16 protein-coding genes, 2 tRNA genes and 1 other RNA gene are annotated in these 18972 nt (G+C 71.5%); 8 read left to right on the top strand and 11 right to left on the bottom strand.

The genetic code is table 11. From position 1 onward, the window contains the following. The first annotated feature begins 44 nt into the window (after positions 1-44). On the top strand, positions 45-3317 hold the full coding sequence (locus tag FHX81_RS20175; RefSeq protein WP_141979643.1) for an AfsR/SARP family transcriptional regulator: 3273 nt from the start codon (positions 45-47) through the stop codon (positions 3315-3317). A gap of 24 nt (positions 3318-3341) precedes the next feature. Here the strand turns inward: FHX81_RS20175 and FHX81_RS20180 are convergent, their stop codons facing one another. The 5 genes from FHX81_RS20180 to ffs form a co-directional block, all read right to left on the bottom strand. After that, positions 3342-3827 (bottom strand): uridine kinase family protein, encoded by a 486-nt coding sequence (locus tag FHX81_RS20180; RefSeq protein ID WP_141979644.1) that lies wholly within the window; start codon positions 3825-3827, stop codon positions 3342-3344. Beyond that, the gene (gene recR / locus FHX81_RS20185) at positions 3824-4417 is read right to left on the bottom strand and encodes a recombination mediator RecR (RefSeq protein WP_141979645.1); all 594 of its coding nucleotides are present in this window, start codon (positions 4415-4417) and stop codon (positions 3824-3826) included. Before recR ends, FHX81_RS20180 begins: the two co-directional genes overlap by 4 nt. Beyond that, positions 4417-4743 carry a YbaB/EbfC family nucleoid-associated protein gene (locus FHX81_RS20190; protein WP_053715665.1) on the bottom strand — a complete coding sequence of 109 codons (327 nt, stop codon included), beginning with the start codon at positions 4741-4743 and terminating at the stop codon, positions 4417-4419. Before FHX81_RS20190 ends, recR begins: the two co-directional genes overlap by 1 nt. A gap of 74 nt (positions 4744-4817) precedes the next feature. Continuing rightward, entirely contained in the window at positions 4818-7067 is a 2250-nt protein-coding gene (locus tag FHX81_RS20195; protein WP_141979646.1) for a DNA polymerase III subunit gamma and tau, read from the bottom strand. A gap of 31 nt (positions 7068-7098) precedes the next feature. Beyond that, positions 7099-7193: signal recognition particle sRNA small type (gene ffs, locus FHX81_RS20200), an RNA gene on the bottom strand. A 99-nt stretch (positions 7194-7292) separates the two neighbouring features. Here ffs and FHX81_RS20205 point away from each other — a divergent pair. Next, positions 7293-7589, top strand: a complete 297-nt coding sequence (locus FHX81_RS20205; protein WP_141979647.1) for a hypothetical protein — start codon at positions 7293-7295, stop codon at positions 7587-7589. After that, the gene (locus FHX81_RS20210) at positions 7586-7858 is read left to right on the top strand and encodes a hypothetical protein (RefSeq protein WP_211363522.1); all 273 of its coding nucleotides are present in this window, start codon (positions 7586-7588) and stop codon (positions 7856-7858) included. The genes FHX81_RS20205 and FHX81_RS20210 overlap by 4 nt, the downstream gene beginning before the upstream one ends. On the opposite strand, the gene FHX81_RS20215 is transcribed toward FHX81_RS20210, so the two are convergent. Continuing rightward, positions 7855-8772: an iron-siderophore ABC transporter substrate-binding protein gene (locus FHX81_RS20215; RefSeq protein ID WP_141979649.1), complete on the bottom strand. Its 918-nt coding sequence runs from the start codon at positions 8770-8772 to the stop codon at positions 7855-7857. The two genes, FHX81_RS20210 and FHX81_RS20215, sit on opposite strands and share 4 nt — an antisense overlap. An 88-nt stretch (positions 8773-8860) precedes the next feature. On the opposite strand from FHX81_RS20215, the gene FHX81_RS20220 reads away from it, so the two are divergent. Both FHX81_RS20220 and FHX81_RS41330 read left to right on the top strand, forming a co-directional pair. Next, positions 8861-8945 (top strand) — tRNA-Ser (locus tag FHX81_RS20220). 118 nt (positions 8946-9063) lie between these two features. Further along, the gene (locus FHX81_RS41330) at positions 9064-9669 is read left to right on the top strand and encodes a hypothetical protein (protein ID WP_211363523.1); all 606 of its coding nucleotides are present in this window, start codon (positions 9064-9066) and stop codon (positions 9667-9669) included. A gap of 61 nt (positions 9670-9730) precedes the next feature. Here FHX81_RS41330 and FHX81_RS20230 read toward each other — a convergent pair whose 3' ends face one another. Then, entirely contained in the window at positions 9731-12181 is a 2451-nt protein-coding gene (locus FHX81_RS20230; RefSeq protein WP_342787218.1) for an endonuclease/exonuclease/phosphatase family protein, read from the bottom strand. Between the two features lie 257 nt (positions 12182-12438). On the opposite strand from FHX81_RS20230, the gene FHX81_RS20235 reads away from it, so the two are divergent. After that, positions 12439-13569, top strand: coding sequence for a toll/interleukin-1 receptor domain-containing protein (locus tag FHX81_RS20235; protein ID WP_141979651.1), 1131 nt, complete (start codon positions 12439-12441; stop codon positions 13567-13569). A 212-nt stretch (positions 13570-13781) separates the two neighbouring features. Here FHX81_RS20235 and FHX81_RS20240 read toward each other — a convergent pair. Both FHX81_RS20240 and FHX81_RS20245 read right to left on the bottom strand, forming a co-directional pair. Next, positions 13782-13866: transfer RNA gene (locus FHX81_RS20240), tRNA-Ser, on the bottom strand. A gap of 155 nt (positions 13867-14021) precedes the next feature. Then, complete coding sequence (locus FHX81_RS20245; protein ID WP_281291783.1) at positions 14022-15146, bottom strand: helix-turn-helix domain-containing protein; 1125 nt, start codon at positions 15144-15146, stop codon at positions 14022-14024. A 178-nt stretch (positions 15147-15324) separates the two neighbouring features. Here FHX81_RS20245 and FHX81_RS20250 point away from each other — a divergent pair, with 178 nt between their 5' ends. After that, positions 15325-15840: a glycine-rich domain-containing protein gene (locus FHX81_RS20250; protein WP_141979653.1), complete on the top strand. Its 516-nt coding sequence runs from the start codon at positions 15325-15327 to the stop codon at positions 15838-15840. 19 nt (positions 15841-15859) lie between these two features. Continuing rightward, positions 15860-16741 carry a phosphotransferase gene (locus FHX81_RS20255; protein ID WP_141979654.1) on the top strand — a complete coding sequence of 294 codons (882 nt, stop codon included), beginning with the start codon at positions 15860-15862 and terminating at the stop codon, positions 16739-16741. 323 nt (positions 16742-17064) lie between these two features. Here FHX81_RS20255 and FHX81_RS20260 read toward each other — a convergent pair whose 3' ends face one another. Further along, on the bottom strand, positions 17065-18561 hold the full coding sequence (locus FHX81_RS20260; RefSeq protein ID WP_141979655.1) for a DNA primase family protein: 1497 nt from the start codon (positions 18559-18561) through the stop codon (positions 17065-17067). Then, a complete protein-coding gene (locus FHX81_RS20265) occupies positions 18554-18916 on the bottom strand; it encodes a hypothetical protein (protein ID WP_141979656.1) in 363 nt (120 codons plus the stop codon). Before FHX81_RS20265 ends, FHX81_RS20260 begins: the two co-directional genes overlap by 8 nt. Positions 18917-18972 lie beyond the last annotated feature (56 nt).

Here is an 18972-nt window from a genome sequence, read left to right on the forward strand (position 1 = left end):
CAACGGACAACAGAAACCCGCACAGGTGCGGAGGGAGGTCGCCGGTGAGCCCAGTGGTCGAGTTCCGCGTCCTCGGCCCGTTGCAGGTGCTGGTCGACGGCGAGCAGGTCGTGGTGCGGGCGGGTCGGCAGCGGTCGCTGCTGGTGTCGCTGCTCATGCGCGCCGGGGCCGGTGTCTCGGTGGACGAGTTGGCGGAGCACATCTGGGGCGCCGAGCCTCCCGCGCGGGCACGCGGCACGCTGCAGACCTACGTGATGCGGCTGCGGCAGGTGCTCGGCCCGGCCGTGCCGATCCGGACCGTCCCCGACGGTTACCTGATCGACGTCGACGAGCGCACGATCGACGTGATGCGGTTCGAGCAGCTCGTCGAGGAGGGCGAGCGGGAGCGGGCCGCGGGCAGGCTGGAGTCGGCGTCGGCGATCTTCACCGCGGCGCTGGCGCTGTGGCGCGGCCCGGCGATGGTGGACGTGCCGTCGGAGGTCCTGCACCGCGACGAAGTCCCCCGCCTGGGTGAACGCCGGCTGCACGTGGAGGAGCGGCGGGTCGAGGTCGACCTGGAGCTGGGCCGCCACGCCGAGCTGATCCCCGAGCTGTCCCGGCTGACCAGCGAGCACCCGCTGCGGGAGCGGCTGTGGGCGCAGCTCATGGTCGCGCTGTACCGGTCCGGGCGGCAGGCCGACGCGCTCGGCGCGTACCGGCGGGTCAGCGGGCTGCTGGCCGAGCAGCTCGGCATCGACCCCGGCGACGAGCTGCGGCGCGTGCACCAGCAGGTGCTCGGCGGGTCGCCCGCGCTCGACCACGGGCAGAACGCGCCCACCGCGCGGCGCGACCGGGTCGTGCCCTCGCAGCTCCCCGCCGACATCGGCGACTTCGTGGGCCGCGAGCAGGCCGTCCAGCTGATCGAGGCGCTGCTGCGGACCGCGCAGGGCGTGCCGGTGGTGACGCTGGCCGGTCCGCCCGGCGTGGGCAAGACGGCGCTGGCCGTGCACGCGGCGCACAAGCTGCGCCACTTCTTCCCCGACGGGCAGCTCTACGTCAACCTGCGCGGCTACGCCCAGGGCCCGCCGTTGAGCGCGGTGGACGTGCTGCCCCGGTTCCTGCGGGCCCAGGGCGTGCCGCCCGAGTCCGTGCCGCTGGACCAGGACGAGCAGGAGGCCATGTTCCGGTCCCGGCTGACCGACCAGCAGGTGCTGCTGGTGCTCGACAACGCGGCCAACGCCGAGCAGATCCGGCCGCTGCTGCCCGGCTCGCCGGGCTGCGCGGTGCTCGTGACCAGCCGTGACACGCTGCGCGGGCTGGCGGTCAGCCACGCCGCGTCCAACGTGCGGCTCGACGTGCTCGACCGGTCCGAGACGCGGGCGCTGCTGGCCGGGATGCTCGGCGAGGAGGTGGTCGCGTCGCAGTCCGACGCGGCCGACGAGCTGGCCGAGCTGTGCGCGCACCTGCCGCTGGCGCTGCGGATCGCGGCGGCCAACCTGCTGTCCCGGCCGGAGATCACCATCGCCTCGTACGTGGAGGAGCTGCGCGCGGGCAACCGGCTGGCGGCGCTGGCCGTGGAGGGCGACGAGCGGGCCGCCGTGCACGCGGCGTTCGACCTGTCGTACACGGCGCTCAAGCCGGAGCTGGCGTCGCTGTTCCGGCTGCTGTCGCTCGCGCCGGGCGACATCACGCCGGACGTGGCGGCGGCGTTGGGCGGGCTGACCACTCAGGACGCGCGGCGGCGGCTGGACCGGCTGGCCACCGCGAACCTCGTCGACAACCACGCGCCCGGCCGCTACCAGTTCCACGACCTGCTGCGCGACTACGCCACCGAGCGGCGCGAGGTCGAGGACGACGCGGCGGAGAGCGCGCAGGCGTCGCGGCGGCTGCTGGACTGGTCGATCCGGACGGTCGACAACGCCACCGACGCGTTCAAGAGCACGCTGCTGCGACTGCCGCGCAACGACGTGGTGGCGGGCGTCACCCCGCGCCTGTTCTCCACCTCGGCCGACGCCCTGGCCTGGTTGGACGCCGAGCGGAGCAACCTGGTGGGCCTCGTCGTGCACGCCGCCGACCGCCAGCCCGACCGGGACGTGTGGCAGCTGGCCGACGCGTTGCGGCGCTACTTCTACACGATCGGGCTACCCGCCGAGTGGCTGGCGACGGCCAAGGCGGGGCTCGCGGTCGCGCAGGGCTCACAGGACGCGGTCGGCGAGGTGGCGATGCTGTCGTCGCTGGGCACGCTGTACTGGGCGATCGGGCAGCACCGGGTGGCCGTCGACTACTTCCGCCGGGCGATCCCGATCCAGCAGCGCACCGGCGCCGCGCCCGCCGTCGAGGCGGCCGTGCTGTCCAACCTCGGCACCGTCTACATCGAGGTGGGCGACCTGGAGCAGGCCGCGGAACACCTGGAGCGGGCTCTCGTGATCACGCGGGCCATCGGGGCGTTGCAGCAGGAGGGCATCGCCCAGCTCAACCTGGGCGGGGTCTACATGCAGCTCGGGCAGCTCGACCGGGCCGTGTCGTCGTTCGAGGGCGCGCTGGACGTCGGCAACCGGCTCGGCGCGTGGATGACGCAGGCCGACAGCCACCGGGCGCTGGCCGAGGCGCACCTGTTCCTCGGTCGACCGCAGCGGGCCGCCGAGCTGTACGAGAGGTGCGGTGAGCTGTACGAACGGGCCGGCGCACGCCGGTTCGCGCACTTCTCGCACGAGGGTCTGGCGTTGGCGCACGTCATGCGGGGCAGCTGGGCCGAGGCCGCGCGCGAAGCCGAGTGGGCGGTCGGCATCGCCGAGGAGCTGGGCAACCTCAAGGGGCTGTGCGACGCGAAGAACGCCCTGGGTGAGGCGCTGTGCGGGTTGGGCAGGCTGGCGGAGGCGGTCGAGCGCACCACGGAGGCGCTGCGCATCGCCGAGGAGACCGGCTACCCGCTGGGCATCGTCGCGGCGCGGCGCAGCCTCGCGCTGACCCACCGGGCGGCGGGCAGGCTGGACGAGGCGCGGTACTCGGCGACCCAGGCGCTGGACAGCGCCGCCCGCTACCGGCTGCGCATCGCCGAGGCGGATGTGCTGGCCGTGCTCGGGCGGGTCCGGCTCGACCAGGGCGACCTGGCCCAGGCGCTCGACCTGGCGCTGCGGTGCCTGGAGCTGAGCCGCGCCACGGGGCAGCGGTGCGTGCACGCACGGGCCGCCCACCTGGCGGGTGACGTCCTGGCCGCCAGGGGCGACGGCGCGGGCGCACGACAGCACTGGGAGACGGCTCTGGAGTGGTTCACCGCGATCGGGTCGCCCGACGCGGACGCGGTGCGGGCGGCGCTGGACGGAGGCGACCGGGACTGACGCGGGCCGGGGTCGCCCGGTCGCTCAGTCCGGCGTCACGAACCGGTCGGCGCGCGCCTTCGTGCCGTCCACGGCGAACCAGCCGCGCTCGAACGCCTGCCAGCGCCGCAGGTGCGCGCGGTTGGCCTCGCCGTCCCGTTCGACGGCACGGCGCAGCCGCTCCTCCGGGTCGGGCACCTCGACCCAGATCACCTCGTCCAGGCACGGGGCGATCGAGCGCCTGGCCGCCGACACGCCCTCGATGATCAGCACGTCCGGCACCGGCACGTCCACCCACGGGCCGGGGCGCGCCCAGCCCCCGGCCCACTCCATGCGCCGGTAGCGGGCCGCGCGGCCGTGCCGGAGCGGGTCGAGGACCTCGGCGACCAGGCGCGGCCACCACGACACCGGGTCCGTCCAGGTGGCGAAGTGGTCCGTCGGCACCACGGTCGCGCCCAGCTTCAACGCCAGGCGCGCGGCGAACGTCGACTTGCCCGAGCCCGACGGCCCGTCGACCGCGACGAGCCTCACATGCTGCGCCGGCCCGACAGGGCCCGGCCCAGGGTGAGCTCGTCGGCGAACTCCAGGTCCCCGCCCATCGGCAGGCCCGACGCGAGCCTGGTCACGGTGAGGCCGGGGAAGTCCCGCAGCATCCGCACCAGGTAGGTGGCCGTGGCCTCGCCCTCCGTGTTCGGGTCCGTGGCGATGATGATCTCCGACACCTCCGTGCCGATCCGGGTGAGCAGCTGCCTGATCCGCAGCTGGTCCGGCCCGACGCCCGACAACGGGTCGAGCGCGCCGCCCAGGACGTGGTAGCGGCCCTTGAACTCCCGGGTCCGCTCGACCGCGAGCACGTCCTTCGGCTCCTCCACCACGCAGATCAGGGTCAGGTCGCGGCGCGGGTCGCGACAGATGCGGCAGGTCGTCTCGGCCGAGACGTTGCCGCACACGTCGCAGAACACCACGCCGTCCTTGACCTTCTGCAGCGCGTCCTGGAGCCGGCCGATGTCGGCCGGGTCCGCGGCGAGCAGGTGGAAGGCGATGCGCTGCGCGCTCTTCGGACCGACGCCCGGCAGCCTGCCGAGCTCGTCGATCAAGTCCTGGACGGGCCCCTCGTACATCAGCCGAACAGCTTCCCGAGACCGCCCAGGTCGTCCATCCCGCCCATGCCGCTGGCCAGCGGGCCCATCTTCTGGGCCGCCAACTCCTGCGCCGCGCGGTTGGCGTCCCGCACGGCCGCGACGACCAGGTCGGACAGCGTCTCGACGTCGTCCGGGTCGACCGCCTTCGGATCGATGTCCAGGCTCTTGAGCTCGCCACCGCCGGACACGACGGCGGTGACCAGACCGCCACCGGCGGTGCCGGTCACCTCGGCCTCGGCCAGCTCCTGCTGGGCTTCAGCGAGCTGCTGCTGCATCTTCTGCGCCTGCTGGAGGATTTGCTGCATGTTGGGCCCACCGGGTTGCACCGCGGGTTCCTCTCTTCGGGGTCTGCCGCCGTTCACCAGCGTAGTCGCGTCGATCAGCCCTTCAACGGCCGAGCGCCAAGCTCGTCGGCGAGGAGCTTGAGCACCACGGCCTCCGGGTCGAGCCGCTGGTCGTCCGCGTCGCCGGGGAGGGCGGCCTCGGCCAGCATCTCCTCCTCGTCCACCGGCTCCGGCGGGAGGGGCTCATCGGGCTCCGGCGGCTCGGGCGGCGGCGGCACGTCGTCCACGGGCGGGCGGCCCGACGGCGCGGACCGGCTCGGCTCGGCTCGCCGGCCCTGGTCCTGCCCCGGCTGCTGCGCCTGGCTCGGCCTGGTCGGCGCGGGCCGTTGCGGCTTCTGCGGCGCCTGGCGGGTCGGTGCGGCGGCGCTCGCGTCGCCGTGCACGCACTTCACCTGCCAGGTGCCGCCGAGGACCTGCGCGAACGCGGCGGCGATGGCGTCGGCGTTGCGCGGTTCGGCGAGCCGGCGGGCCAGCGGCGCGGAGGTGTGGGCGAGGGTGACGGTGGTGCCGTCCACGTCGGCGACGGTGGCGTTGGTGAGCATCGCCTCGGTGCTGCGACTGGCGCCGCGGACCACGCCCAACAGCTCCGACCAGCGCCGACGCACCTCGGCCGCGTCGATGCCGCCGGCGGACGGCGCGGGTGCGGCCTGGGCCGCCGGTGCGGGGGCCGCGGGCACGCCGGCGGGCGGCGTGGCGGCCGGCCACTCGCCCGGCGCACCGGACGGCGGCGCGGCGTGCGGACCGGCACCTTGGCCGCGCTCGTCCGCACCCGGGTGCGGCACGGCGGCGTGCGGTGGGCCGGCTTGGGGCGCGACCGCGGACGGCCCACCGGCCTGCGGCGCGGCGGCGGGTGACCCGGCGGCGTGCGGTGCGGCGGGAGTGCCTTCGCCGGCGCTCGGAGTGCTGCCCGCCGACCTCATGGCGGCCGACCGCAGCACCGGGGGCGGGGGCAGCCCGGGCGGGCCGGCACTCGGTGCGGGCGCGGCGACCGGGGGCGAGGCCGGAGCGGTGCTCGTCGCGGGTGCGGCCGGTGCGGCGGCCTGGGCCGGCGCGGGGTCCGCGGCGCGTTGCGAGGGGCGCTGGAAGCGGGTCTCCGGCGCGGGCCCCGCCGACGCGCCACCGGCCGGTGGACCGTGGCGTTCGAGCTGTTCCAGGCGTTGCAGCAGGCCCGACTCGGCGTCGCCGACCGACGGCAGCAGCATCCGCGCGCTCACCAGCTCGAGCAGCAGGCGGGGCGCGGTCGAGCCGCGCATCTCGGTCAAGCCCTGGTGCAGGATCTCCGCCCAACGCGTGACCGTCGCGGGCCGGGTCGCGTCGCGTTGCGCGATCATCTTGGCCAGCTCGTCGTCCGGCGCGGACACCAGGCCGCGCTCCGCCGCGTCCGGCACGGCGTGCAGCAGCACCAGGTCGCGCAGCCGGTCGAGCAGGTCGGACGCGAAGCGGCGCGGGTCGTGCCCGGCGTCGACCAGGCGGTCGATCGTGCCGAACACCGCCGAACCGTCGCCCTGCGCGAGGCCGTCCACCACGTCGTCGATCAGCGCCACGTCGGTCACGCCGAGCAGCGCGATCGCCCGCTCGTAGCGCACGCCCTCGGGGCCCGCGCCGGACAGCAGCTGGTCCATCACCGACTGCGTGTCCCGCGCCGACCCACCGCCCGCGCGGATGACCAGCGGGAACACCGACGGCTCGACCGCCACGCCCTCGGCGGCGCAGTTGCGCTCCAGCAGCGCCCGCATCGAGCTCGGCGGGATCAGCCGGAACGGGTAGTGGTGCGTGCGCGAGCGGATGGTGGGCAGCACCTTGTCCGGCTCGGTGGTGGCGAAGATGAAGATCAGGTGCTCGGGCGGCTCCTCCACGATCTTCAGCAGGGCGTTGAAGCCCTGCGTGGTGACCATGTGCGCCTCGTCGATGATGAACACCCGGTACCGCGACTCGGCGGGCGCGTAGAACGCCTTGTCCCGCAGCTCGCGGGCGTCGTCCACGCCGCCGTGGCTGGCCGCGTCGAGCTCCACCACGTCCACGCTGCCGGGACCGTTGGGCGCGAGGCCGACGCACGAGTTGCACTCGCCGCACGGGTCGGGGGTCGGGCCCTGCACGCAGTTCAGGGAGCGGGCCATGATCCGGGCGCTGGACGTCTTGCCGCAGCCGCGCGGCCCGGAGAACAGGTACGCGTGGTTGACCCGACCGGCCGCCAGGGCGGTGCGCAGCGGTTCGGTGACGTGCTCCTGACCGACGACCTCGCCGAAGGTCGCCGGACGGTACTTGCGGTAGAGGGCGAGCGCCACGTCGGCGACCTTACCGGGAGGGTCCGACAACGAAAGGGGACCCCGTGCACCCACCAGAGCCCGCTTATCCTTGCTGCCTTCCGGCCCTGGGGAGGTTCGCGAGATGTGTGCCGCACGAGGTCCGGGACCAGTGTAGCCGGTCGCCCCACCGGACCTGTCCCCACCCACCCCGCGCACGGGAGAATTTCACCGGCCAGTGGCACTACCCGGTGAAGGAGGAACCATATGAGGGCGCTCGTCCTCGCGTGCACCGCCCTGCTGCTCGGAGCCACCACCGCGGCGGCCGACCCGGTACCGCCCCGGCACGCCGTCGTGGTCTGCCAGACCGCGAGCTTCTACGGCAACTACGACCACGCCGTCGGCCCGGTCCAGTTCAAGCGCACCCTCACCTACGGCAACAAGATCGGCCACACACCCGGCGCGCACCCCGTCTACAACGGGTGGGCGGCGAGCATGGACTTCGGCCCCAACGACTGGGGGTACATCCGGATCGAGTGCATCGGGGGGTACGACTCGTGGTGAAGGCAGCAGCAGCCCTGGTCGCCGCGGTCGCGCTCGTCGTCACCGCGACACCCGCCCGGGCCGCCAACGGCACGGTCGGCGAACGCGAGACCGTGTGCGCCAACGACCTCTACGTCCGCACCGCCCCGCACGACGGCCCGTGGATGGGCACCCTCTACCGGGGCCAGACGTTCCTGGTGAAGGGCCCGAAGTCGGGCAACTACGTCTACGGCTTCGCCTACGGCCACATCAACGCCAACGGTTGGGTGGCCGACGGCTGGTTCTGCTAGCCGAGCGCCGCGGTGAACCGCGGCACGGCGTGGTCCAGCGCGTAGGCCATGCCGAGCGACGAACCGCTGGAGAAGGCGTTGACGAGGTTCTTGTCCTCCAGGACCAACGCCTTCTCCGGCACCAGCGGGTTGGCCTTGAGCGCGGACGCGTCACCGCCGATGGGGAACAGCACGCTCAGGTCGGCGGCGAGCAGGTCCAGCCGCTCGGCGGAGATGTCGACGTAGAAGGTGCCCGAGGCCAGGTCCTCGACGTCCTCGCGGAGCGTGAAGCCGATGGCCTTCATGAAGTCGGCACGGGGGTCGCCGGAGACGTACGCGCCGAACTTGCCGTCGAAGTACGCGCCGACCACGGCGGTCTTGCCCTCGAACTTCTTGTTCGCGGCGAACTTCGCGTCCAGGTCGGCGACGATCGCCTCGCCCTCGGACACCTTGCCCAGCGCCTTCGCGACCAGGGCGACCTGCTGCCGCCACGACGTGCCGTACGGGATCACGTCCTTCGGCGCGCCGATCGTCGGCGCGATCCTGGACAGCGTCTCGTGCTTCTTCGGGTCGTTGTCCGACCGGGTGTTGAGGATCAGGTCGGGCTGGAGCGCGGCGACGGCCTCGTAGTCGATCTCGGTGGTGCCGAGCAGCGTCGGCGCCTGCTGGTAGAGCCCTTCCGCCCACGGCCCGACGCCCTTGCCGCCGAACGCCAGCCAGTCGCTCGCGCCCACGGGCCGCACACCGAGCGCGAGCGCCGTCTCCGCGTCCGACCAGCCCAACGCCACGACGCGGGTCGGCGGCTCCTCGACCGTCACCGGACCGAACCGCGTGTCGACCGTCACCCCGGACGACGCCGGCTCGGACCCGCCGCCACCACCACCGCAAGCGGCCAGGAGCAGGGCGGACAGGACGACCACGAGTCCACGCTTCATTAGGCAAGCCTAACCGAACCCATCGACGACCGATGCGACCGACCACCCGTTTTGGGAGCCGCGCGGACCCTCCGTTAGACTCCGCCACGGAGGATTCGCATAGCGGCCTAGTGCGCACGACTGGAAATCGTGTTGGGTTAACCCCCTCACGGGTTCAAATCCCGTATCCTCCGCACACCGGAGCCCCGGTCACCACCAGGTGACCGGGGCTCCTTCTCGTGAACCCGATGCAACGTTCCGGGCCCCCGACCGCGTTTAAACCAGTGATCGACCGATTACGGGGAGGAACGCATGAGGATCGTCACGACGGCCGCCGCGGTGGCCGCTGCCGCGGCCGGCCTGATCGCCGGTGGTGTGGCCACGGCGGCGGCCGAGGTGGGGGCGAGCGGGCCGCCGCAGTACAGCGCCACGGCGTGGCACGACGTCAACGTCCGGCACTGCCCTTCGACGTCGTGCACGACGGCGCCGGGCAGCCCGATCCTGGTCGGCTGGACGGTGGGGGTCTACTGCTGGGTGCACGGCGAGTCGGTCACGGACTTCGGCTACACCAACGACGTGTGGCTCAACGTCGGCAGGCAGGACGGTGGCTCGCAGTGGTCCAGCGCCATCTACTTCAAGGGCGACGCGCTCGCCAACCTGCCGAAGGACGCGTACTGCGCCGACGCGCCCCAGCCGCCCACCACCACCCCGCGACCCACCACGACGACGCAACCCCCGACCACCACGCAGCCCCCGACCACCACGGAGAGGCCGACCACCACCACGCAGGCACCCACCACCACGCCGCGGCCCACCACGACGGCATTGCCGCCGACCACGACGACCTACCCCACCACGGGGAATCCCACGACCACGGAGAGGCCCACGACCACGAGGGTCGCGCCCGCCGGTAGCTGACCGGGGCAGGGAAAGGCACCCCCGGACTCCGCGTCCGAGGGTGCCTCGTCCTCGCGTGCCGCTACGGCCGGGGCAGGTGCGCCGCGATGTCCTCCAGCAGGAACAGCAGCTGGTCGACGTGCGCGTTGCCGGAGCTCGGGCGCAGCTTCACGACCTGCGGGTCGTGGTCGCTGGCCTGGTCGGCGAACTCCGCGTTGATGTGCACCACGTCGTAGCGGTACCGGGTGATGTTGGCGCTGATCAGGATGTGGTCGAGGGTCTGCGAGTTGCCCTCGAACACGTAGCTGTAGCGCTCGGCCGCGGGCAGGGTGTCGATCAGGGCCACCACGTCGCCGTTGCCGGTCAGCGTGCGGACCGCGGGCGAGAACTGGTAGTCGTTGATGTCACCCGCGAGGACCACGTTGGCGCCCTTGTCGACGGCCTTGACCTGGTCCACGAAACCGCGCAGCAGCGCGGCCTGCTGAGCGCGCTGCACCTCCGAGCCGCGCACCGGCTCCTGGTAGCGGCCGTGCATGGCCTGGTCGCCGCCCTTGGAGTTGAAGTGGTTCGCGACCACGAACACCTTGCGGCCGCGGAACGTGAACTCGCCGGCCAGCGGCTTGCGGCTGCTGGTCCACGCCGGGTCGGCGGGCGCGATGCGGCCCGGCGACACCGACAGCGCGGCGCGGCCGTGCTGCCGCACGACGGACACCGGCGTGGTCGCGTCGCCGCCCGCGCGGTCCACGAAGGACACCCGCGCCGCGTTGAACAGGAACGCCACCCGGATGTTGCCGCCCGGCTCGCCGCCGTCGGCCTTGTTGACCGGGTCGATCTGGCGCCACTGGTAGCGCGGGCCGCCCGCGGCCACGATGGCGTCGGTGAACCTGGTGAACGTCGCGTCCGCCGCCACCGTGCCGTCGTCGGTCGCGCCGTTGTCGTCCTGGATCTCCTCCAGCACGACGACATCGGGGTTCCGCAGGTTGTCCACCACGGCCGCGGCGAGGCGGTCGAACTTGGCCTGGTCGTTCGTGGCGGCCAGGTTCTCCACGTTGTAGGTGGCCACCGACAGCTCGTACGCGCGCTGCGCGTCGGTGACCTCGGGCGTGGTGCCGCCGGACACGTGCTCGCCGACGGTCTTCGCGGCCAGGGTGTAGCCGCCGAAGTTGGTGTACTCGACGTTGCCGACCGTCGCGCCGCGCCACACGTCGCCGACGTTGCTGGCCTGCGGCGTCGCCGCACCCGGCTTGACCTTGATCCGGCCGCTGTTGGGCTGGTCGTAGCCGAGGTAGATCGTGCCGCCGCGGGCGGTCGGGTTCTGGTCGGGGAGGGTGGTGATCCACGTCTCGCCGAAGCTGTTCGTGGGTCCGACCACGCGGGCGTCGTCCACCTGGACGTACATGCCCTCGCGGGACTCGTAGTAGTCCTGGCCGTAGGTCGCCGGGTCGAGCGGGAGCGCCTCGATGCTGCCGCCGTTCGCGGTGGGCAGGTAGCCCGGCGGCGGGGTCAGCTCCTCAGGCGTCGGCAGGGCGTTGCCCCGGGACGTGACGGTGACCGTCGCGCCGGTGATCTCGGTGAGCGTCTGGTTGGAGTTGCTCGCCGCGTCACCGCCCGGCCGGTACTCCGCGACCGTGCCGGAGACCAGCACCGCGTCGCCGGGCTCGACGGTCGGGGCGAGGCCCGCCGTGTAGACGAACACGCCCTCGCTGGTGCGCGGGTCGGTGTCCGGGGCGGTGTCCTGGATCCAGAATCCGCGGTCGCCGATCGCGCGGGTCGCCGTGACGACGCCGGGCACGCCGCTGACCTTCTGGCCCAGCAGCGGCGAGACGCGGGTCGTGCCCTGGATGTCGCGGATGCGCTTGTCGCCGGGCTCGGGCTCCGGGTCCGGATCCGGGGTGCCGGGGCCCTGGCCCCGCGAGTTGACCGGGGTCGGCGCGCCGACGGCGAAGTCCGCCGCGTTGTCGTCGGTGTCGGTCAACGCGGGCCGGGCGGCCGACGTGGTGTTGCCGGGGTTGGCCGTCGGCGAGGTCTCCCGGACCACGGTGGACGAGCCGTAGCCGACCAGGTCGCGCACACGGGTGTCGGCGGCGCAGTCGGCGGCGGTCTTGCAGGTCAACGGGGTGGTCGCGGTGACCAGGGCGATCGTGCCGCCGCTGCCGCCCATGGCGATCGTGCCGGTGACGTCCGGCGTCGGCAGCTCCACCGTGCCGCCCGCACCCTTGGCCTCGGCGACCAGGAACCGCCCGCCGGCGGGGATCGAGCCGGTCAGCGGGGTGACCTGCCACTGGCTGGAGGCGCTCGCGCTCGCCGGGAGGTACTGCACGCTCCAGCCGTCGACGGCGAGCGGCGTGGCGCCCGCGTTGCCGAGTTCGACGAAGTCCCGGGTCAACGTGGCACCGGAGTTGCCGCCGCCTCCGTAGACCTCGGCGACGAGGGCGTCCTGGCTCGGTGCCGCGAGGATCGGCGTGGCGAGGGCGAACGTCACGGCCGAGGCGGCGGTGACCGCCAGCCCGACGCGGAGCGGGGTAGGTCTCAACGGGTCCTCCGTAGTTGGCGGCTGCGCGCATCCTCCCCGTATCGAGTGAACGACGGAAGACGCCATCACTAACGGTTGACCATTACCCGCTATCGAACGTGTGTTCGAACGTAGGGTAGGGTCACGGCCGTGCCCTCCCCGGTGGCCCTCCCAGCGCCGGCACGGGCACGACAGGCACGACAGGGGCGCCGACCCGGACCTGACGAGGTCCGGCTCGGCGCCCGTGCGCGTGCGGCGCGCCGACTACCCTCGCGGGGATGACGACCAGTGACGCGATCGGCTTCTGGAGCTACGCGCACGACGACGACCGCTCGGCGCGAGGTGGCATCCTGAAGCTCGCCGAGAGCATCGCCGAGGAATACGACCTGCTCACCGGCCGAACGCTGGAACTGTTCGTCGACCGAACCGCGCTGCAGTGGGGTGACAACTGGAAGGAACGCATCGACACGGGCTTGTCGGCGGCGACCTTCTTCATCCCGATCATCACGCCGAGGTACTTCAGCCGCCCCGAGTGCCGGCGGGAGTTCATCGAGTTCTCCGCGCAGGCCACCAGCCTGGGCTTGCAGGAGTTCATCCTGCCGGTCCTCTACGTACCGGTCGCGGGCCTGGACGTGGACAGCACCGACGAGTTGGTGGCCAGCGTCGCGCGGACCCAGTACGAGGACTGGTCCTCGCTGCGCCTGCTCGGCCCCGACTCGAGCGAGTACCGGCTGTCGGTGAACCGGTTGGTGACGCGCCTGACCGACATCGAGACCCGCTTGGCCGAGGTGCAGCGGGACAACGAGCGGCCGGCGGCACCGGAAGACGAAGAGGACGACCTGCTCGGCTTGATCGCGAAGGTCGAGGCGCTGCTGCCGGATTGGCACGACGCGGTCGTGGGAGCCCGGACGACGGTCGCCCAGCGCCTGGCCACCGCCGACACGTACTACGACAACGACATACGACTGCGGGCCCGCCGCGCGAAGCAGTCCGCCCACATCGCCAACCTGATCCGGTTCGCGAACGACAGCCTGCCGCTGAGTCTCCGCCACACCAGCGAGGCGGCTCGGTACTCCGCGCGCTCGATCGAACTCGACCCGGTGATGACCAAGTTGCTGCGCGACGCGTCCGAACACCCCGCGGGCGTGGAGTTGATCGAGTCGATCGGTCACGCGATCGATGACGCGGTGGTCAACATCGAGGCCGGGAAAGAGCTCCGGCCGGACCGGATCGACGTCGTGGACTTCTACGCCAAGCACGTCAAGCTCAGCCGGACCTTCCGGGAGCTCGTCGGTCTGGAGCAGGAGTACAAGCGACTCGTGGGTGACGGCAACCAGATCGTCATGCGGTGGGCGGCGCGGTTGGCCGAGGTGCGGGAGGCGGCGAAGCAGGGGTCCCAGGTGCCGTGATGGCACTCGGGGCGCTGCGGAGCGGTGGCCGTGGGACCTGACCCCGGCGGAAGTCCGCGAGCGTGCTGCACGCGCTGCGAACCGCTCCGAAGTGGTACCGCACGTCCCGAGAAGCGGCCGCGAGGCCGTTCCGCCGGCGTCGACTGCCACCAGGAACGCCACCGAACGTCGGAGCCCCGGCTGCCGTGATCGGCAACCGGGGCTCTGAGCAGCGGTGGCGGTGGGATTTGAACCCACGGAGGCTTTCACCTCACACGCTTTCGAGGCGTGCTCCTTCGGCCGCTCGGACACGCCACCGCCGAGAACAACGAGCACCTTGCCGGGTGCCGCTCTGACCAGCGGTTTCGATCCGCACGACCGGCGCCATCAGGACGAGATCGCCGGGGCTGGTCGCAGCCCCACTGCTCACGATCTTGCCAAGTTGTGTGTCGCTCCGGCAAGCCTTCCCGCCATCAGGCGGCGATGCTCCGACGCAACGTCGCGAGCCGATCGGTCACCCGTGTGGAGCGCACGTCGCTCAGCGCCGCGCCTGCTTGATCCGCCAAGTCCCGCGCCTCGTCCAGCCGACCGGTCTTCGCGTAGAGCCCCGCCAGGTCGATCATCCGTCCCGCCTTCCCGCGCAGCCGGTCCGCGCCCATGCGCGGGATCAGGTCTTCGAAGCGGCGGATCGCCTCGTCGTCCTCGCCCGCCGACGCCAGGGCAAGGGTGATGATCGAGTCCAAGTGCTCGGTGGTGAGGAAGCCCGCCCACTCGGGTCGATCGCCACCGCGTTCGGCGAGCTTCTCCGCCTGCGTGATGTGGCGAAGCGCGTCGTCGTGCCCGCCGGTCTTCGCGAGGTGACCGGCAAGGCCCGCGTGCAGGTTCGCGCGTTCCAAGCCGCAGACCCGTTGGTCCGACAGCGCGGACTCGACCAGGCGGACGGCTTCATCGGGGAGGGCGTCGCCGACCTGGGCAGCCATGTTCAGCAGCACGTGCGCACGAAGGTCCGGATCGGTGCCCTCGTCCGCAGTGCGAAGCGCGAGCGTGGACAGCCTCCGCGCGGAGTAGGTCCGGCCGGAATCGAAGTGCGTCCACGCGGTCCGGTCCGCAAGTGCGCCCACCGCTTCGCACAGTTCCACGCGGGTGTCGGCACGCATCGGAGCGTCCAGGAGGCTCACGGCCCACCTGAGTGCGCCGCTGGACACGTCCGCCGCGACCTCACCCCCATACCGGAGGTCCATCGTCGTGTACACCGTCGTGGCCTGCTGCACGGCCTCCACTTCGGACCGACCCACCCTCCCCGGCACACCGGACGCACCGAGCCCGTCGAGCAGTCGGACCAGCGGATCGGGGGTGGCGGTCCCGGCAAGCACCGCAGCGGCTGCCGCCAACAGTTCACGCCTGTTCACGTCCTCACCCAACCCCTGTGCGCCAAGCGCACGCTCGTAGGCCGCTACCAGTTCAGGTGTCGCCGTGCGCTGACCATTTTCCACCATCCCGAGCAACGACTTGCTGTAGTGAGTGCGTTGCGCCAACACCCCCAGACTCATCCCTGCGGCTTGCCGAGCCGCCCGCAGTGCTCTCGCCGTTTCGAACATCAAGACCGTCTCCCCCGCGCTGTGGACGGCTGTGGACGCCGGAACCGTTCCAATGACGCTCCGCTACAGCCACGCTACTCGTAGGGCACAAGCCCCAACAGCGGGACCGGGAATTGCTTCCCCGACAGGAATCCCCGGTCCCGCCACCCGGATGGCTCACGTGGGGAATGAGGGAGCGATGACACTTTCCGTGGTCAAGCCACCAACCGAGGCGTTGATTTCCGACGACGTCCGCAATCGTCTGATCCGACAACTCATCAACGAGCATGCGGGAATGACCGGGGATGAGGCGGTTCGCATCGTGGACGCGACCGTGGCCTTCCTGAAGGTGTGCGCCGACAATCCGGACGGTCACTTCCGCCCGAGCCTGCGAGTCGACCTCGGGTGGCACCAGTTCATCCTGAACACCGTCGACTACGCGGAGTTCTGCGAGCGGGTGGCGGGTCGGTTCCTGCACCACGTGCCCGAGGAGTTCACCCCACCGCGTGCGACGCGCTCCGACACCGCGAAGGTGCTCGCACCTACGGTGGACGCGATGCGTGCCGCCGGCTTCACGGTCGATCCGGAGCTGTGGGCCACCGCGGAGTCCGCCCAGTGCTCCCAGTGCCACGCGGGGTGCACCAACTGCGGTCAAGGCGGTGACGGCGACGGTGCGGCGGCACAACGCCGGACGCTTGTGACGATGGGGCGTTAGCCCCGGAACAGGAACAGGGATGGCGACCCGTCGTGATTGGCACGGCCTGCCCGAAGGGGTGCGGCAGGCCGTGGAGCAGCACACCGGTCCAGTGTCGGAGGCGACGTCACCGGATGGTGGCCGGAACTCCGAACTCGCCGTCACGCTGACCACGCCGTCCGGGCCGGTGTTCTGCAAGGGGATCACGACGGGTTCGCCGTTGGCCGCCATGCACCGCAACGAACTCGCGATCAGCCCGTACCTACCCGCTGACCTCGCCCCGCGGCTGCTGTGGCACGTCGAGCAGGACGACTGGCTGATCCTCGGCTTCGAGCACGCGGCCGGTCACCACGCCGACCTCTCCCCCGACTCCGACGACCTCCCCGCGGTGGCCGACGCGGTGACCCGGATCCGGCGAATCGCACCACCGCCAACCCCGCGACGCCCGATGGCGAACCAGTGGGCGCACGCCCTCAAGGCCGAACTCGCCACGCCACCCCCGAACACCGACCCGTGGTCCGCGACCAACGCCGACCTGATCACCGACTGGGCCGCGAAAGCCCCCGACCACATGCACGGCGACCACCTGGTCCACTCCGACCTCAACCCGGCGAACTTCCTCATCACCGACACCGCGAAGGTGATCGACTGGGCCTGGTGGCGAACCGGGGCAACGTGGATCGATCCCGCACTGCTCGTCATCCGCCTCATCGCCGCCGGACACCAACCCGACGCGGCCGAACACTGGGCGGCACAGCAGTCGCCGGATTTCGCCACGACACCACCCGATGTTCTTACCGCGTTGGCCGCGTCTGCAGTCCGAATCTGGGAACGCCGATTTCCGAGCACCGCGACCACCACAGCCGCACGCATGTGGACGCGGCACCGAATGAGCCGCTATCACGCACTCAACACCTGTTAACACCCGCTCAAGAGCATCTAGCGACCTGCTGATACAGGCCGGACAGCTTTGTGACCAGCGCCTTCTGTCGAAAAAATGCCACCTCACTCAGGGTGTGCGAGAAGAGGGACCGGGGTGTCCGACGAGGAGAGCAGCCCTGAACTTTCGGACCGCCCTCCCCGTCGGATCAACCTGCCGCCGACCAAACCGCCGCATTCACGCGGAGGTGGGCAGGTGCAAATAGATCCTCTCTTGCACTCAAGGAGTTGTAGGGTCAGGTCAGAACGCTAATCATAAATTGCCGATGAAGCCCGGGTACGCACCTGCGCACCTCACCGCGTCAATCAGACGCCGGCGACCGGCAATGACGGGTGGGTGCCCGGACGGTTCAACCGGGCGTTGCGGATCATCTGCCGCCCGCCGGTTCGACCGAAGGTGAACCCACGGTTCTCCAGTTCGGTCTTCAGGTTGCGCAGGGTGTAGCGGTACCGCTCAGCGTGGCCTTCCTCCTCCGCCCAGTCGAAGTACGCCTCGTGCACCTCCTTGAGCGGCACGCTGCCGGACTCCGCCCGCGCGAGGATCATGTCCGGGCCGTAGAACCCGTCCAGGGTGTCCTGATCGGCTCGGTAGCCGTCCCGATCACGTCGGATGCACGCAGGGACCTGAAGCCCGTCACGGGCGTACTCGACCGCTCCGCGCACCAACCACGCCAGGATGCCCGGAGCCTCCGCGCGCAACGCCTCCGCCAACTTCGGGTCGCGCTCGTGCGCCTCGAACTTCCGTGCCCACCTGACGAGGAGGACCCGTTCGCAGATCCCGTCATCGGTGCCCGCGATCGTCGGTCGGTAGTTCGACACCAACGAGATCAACGCCTGCGGCTTGAACGTGGAGAACTCGCGGTGCAGGAACCGCGCGGACACGCTGTCACCTCCGGTCAGTTCCTTGATCTGAGCTTCTGCGAGTTCCGCGCGCTTCGGCCCCTCGGACGCCCACACGTACCGCGCACCCCGCATGGCCGCGAGGTCGCTGGACGGTCCGCCGGCTTTCCGCTCCCCCGCGACGAAGGTCGTGAACGGCGCGGTGAACGTGTGCCCTTCGGTGACGTGCTTCAGGGTTTCGGCGAACACGCTCTTGCCGTTGCGCCCCTTGCCGTAGTGCACCGCGAACACGTGCTCATCGGTGTGGCCGAACAACCCGTAGCCGTACAGGCGTTGCAGGAAGGCAGGCACCTCCGGCCGGTCCGGGTGGCACTCCGCGAGGAACCGAGTCCAGCGCGGAGCCCCCGCGTCCGGGTCGTACGGCACGGCCAGCCCCCGAGTGATCAACTCGGCGGGATCGGACTCGAACAGCTCGCCCGTGGTGAGGTCGACGGTGCCGTTGGAGACGGTCAACAGCTCCGGGCTCGCGTCGAAGTCCTCCAAGTCGCGAGGCACGACGAACCGCGTTCCGCCTTCGGTACTCCCCTCCAAGGTCTTCAGAGTCCGGAGCACCGCTGTGATGCCCTGGTAGGACGACGCACGGCGAGCCTGCTGCAACGCGAGTGCGGCAACCTCCTTCAGCTCCAGGGTCCCCTGTGCCCTCGGGTCGCGCTCGGCGGCTTCCTCCGCTCGGGTGCCCACGGCCAGCGCGGCCGCGGCGAGATCGGATGCCATCGCGTTGGCAGCGCGGGACGTGCCACCGAGCTTGTCCAACCGCCAGTGCCCCCGCGTGTCGTCCCAGACGAGGAAGCCCAGTTCCGGCACGTGGTGAACGAGGTGGTTCATCCGCCGCGCCAGGTCGAGCGCCAAGCTCAGATCGGTCGATCCGAGCTGCTTCGTGATCTTGCGTCCGGTCTCACTCACCCGATCGAGCCTCCTTCAACAGCTCCGCGGTACGGGCCTCGAACGCGGCCCTGAACTCGGCGTTGCACCGGTAGTGGTGCGACACGGCGAATACCGCATCTGCCGCCCGGGCGTTGGCGCGCGTTCGTGCTTGCGCGATGGCCACCATTCGGATACCTGCCAGGGCTTCGAGCGCTCCTGCGCAGTAGTCGGGCGTGCTCACCTCAAGTTCTCGGGTCATGCCTGTTGATCTGTCGTGTTCGATGGCCTCCCTCATGAGCGTCGCGGCCTCGTGGATCGGATCGGGACGGGGTGGTTCATCCGGCGGCGTGTAGGCGACGGCTGCGCACGTCAGGCCACCGAGGTTGATAGGCACGTGCCTTCTCCTGGGTTCTGCTGCGAGCGAGCGACAGATGTGCCTGTCACCGGGTA

The sequence above is a fragment of the Saccharothrix saharensis genome, assembly GCF_006716745.1.
GTDB lineage: Bacteria > Actinomycetota > Actinomycetes > Mycobacteriales > Pseudonocardiaceae > Actinosynnema > Actinosynnema saharense.

Bases quoted from the DNA above. Each gene is read 5' to 3' on its own strand.
- recR (WP_141979645.1), bottom strand. From the start codon at position 4,417: ATGTACGAGGGGCCCGTCCAGGACTTGATCGACGAGCTCGGCAGGCTG.
- FHX81_RS20190 (WP_053715665.1), bottom strand. From the start codon at position 4,743: ATGCAGCAAATCCTCCAGCAGGCGCAGAAGATGCAGCAGCAGCTCGCT.
- FHX81_RS20205 (WP_141979647.1), top strand. From the start codon at position 7,293: ATGAGGGCGCTCGTCCTCGCGTGCACCGCCCTGCTGCTCGGAGCCACC.
- FHX81_RS20215 (WP_141979649.1), bottom strand. From the start codon at position 8,772: ATGAAGCGTGGACTCGTGGTCGTCCTGTCCGCCCTGCTCCTGGCCGCT.
- FHX81_RS41330 (WP_211363523.1), top strand. From the start codon at position 9,064: ATGAGGATCGTCACGACGGCCGCCGCGGTGGCCGCTGCCGCGGCCGGC.
- FHX81_RS20235 (WP_141979651.1), top strand. From the start codon at position 12,439: ATGACGACCAGTGACGCGATCGGCTTCTGGAGCTACGCGCACGACGAC.
- FHX81_RS20245 (WP_281291783.1), bottom strand. From the start codon at position 15,146: ATGTTCGAAACGGCGAGAGCACTGCGGGCGGCTCGGCAAGCCGCAGGG.
- FHX81_RS20250 (WP_141979653.1), top strand. From the start codon at position 15,325: ATGACACTTTCCGTGGTCAAGCCACCAACCGAGGCGTTGATTTCCGAC.
- FHX81_RS20255 (WP_141979654.1), top strand. From the start codon at position 15,860: ATGGCGACCCGTCGTGATTGGCACGGCCTGCCCGAAGGGGTGCGGCAG.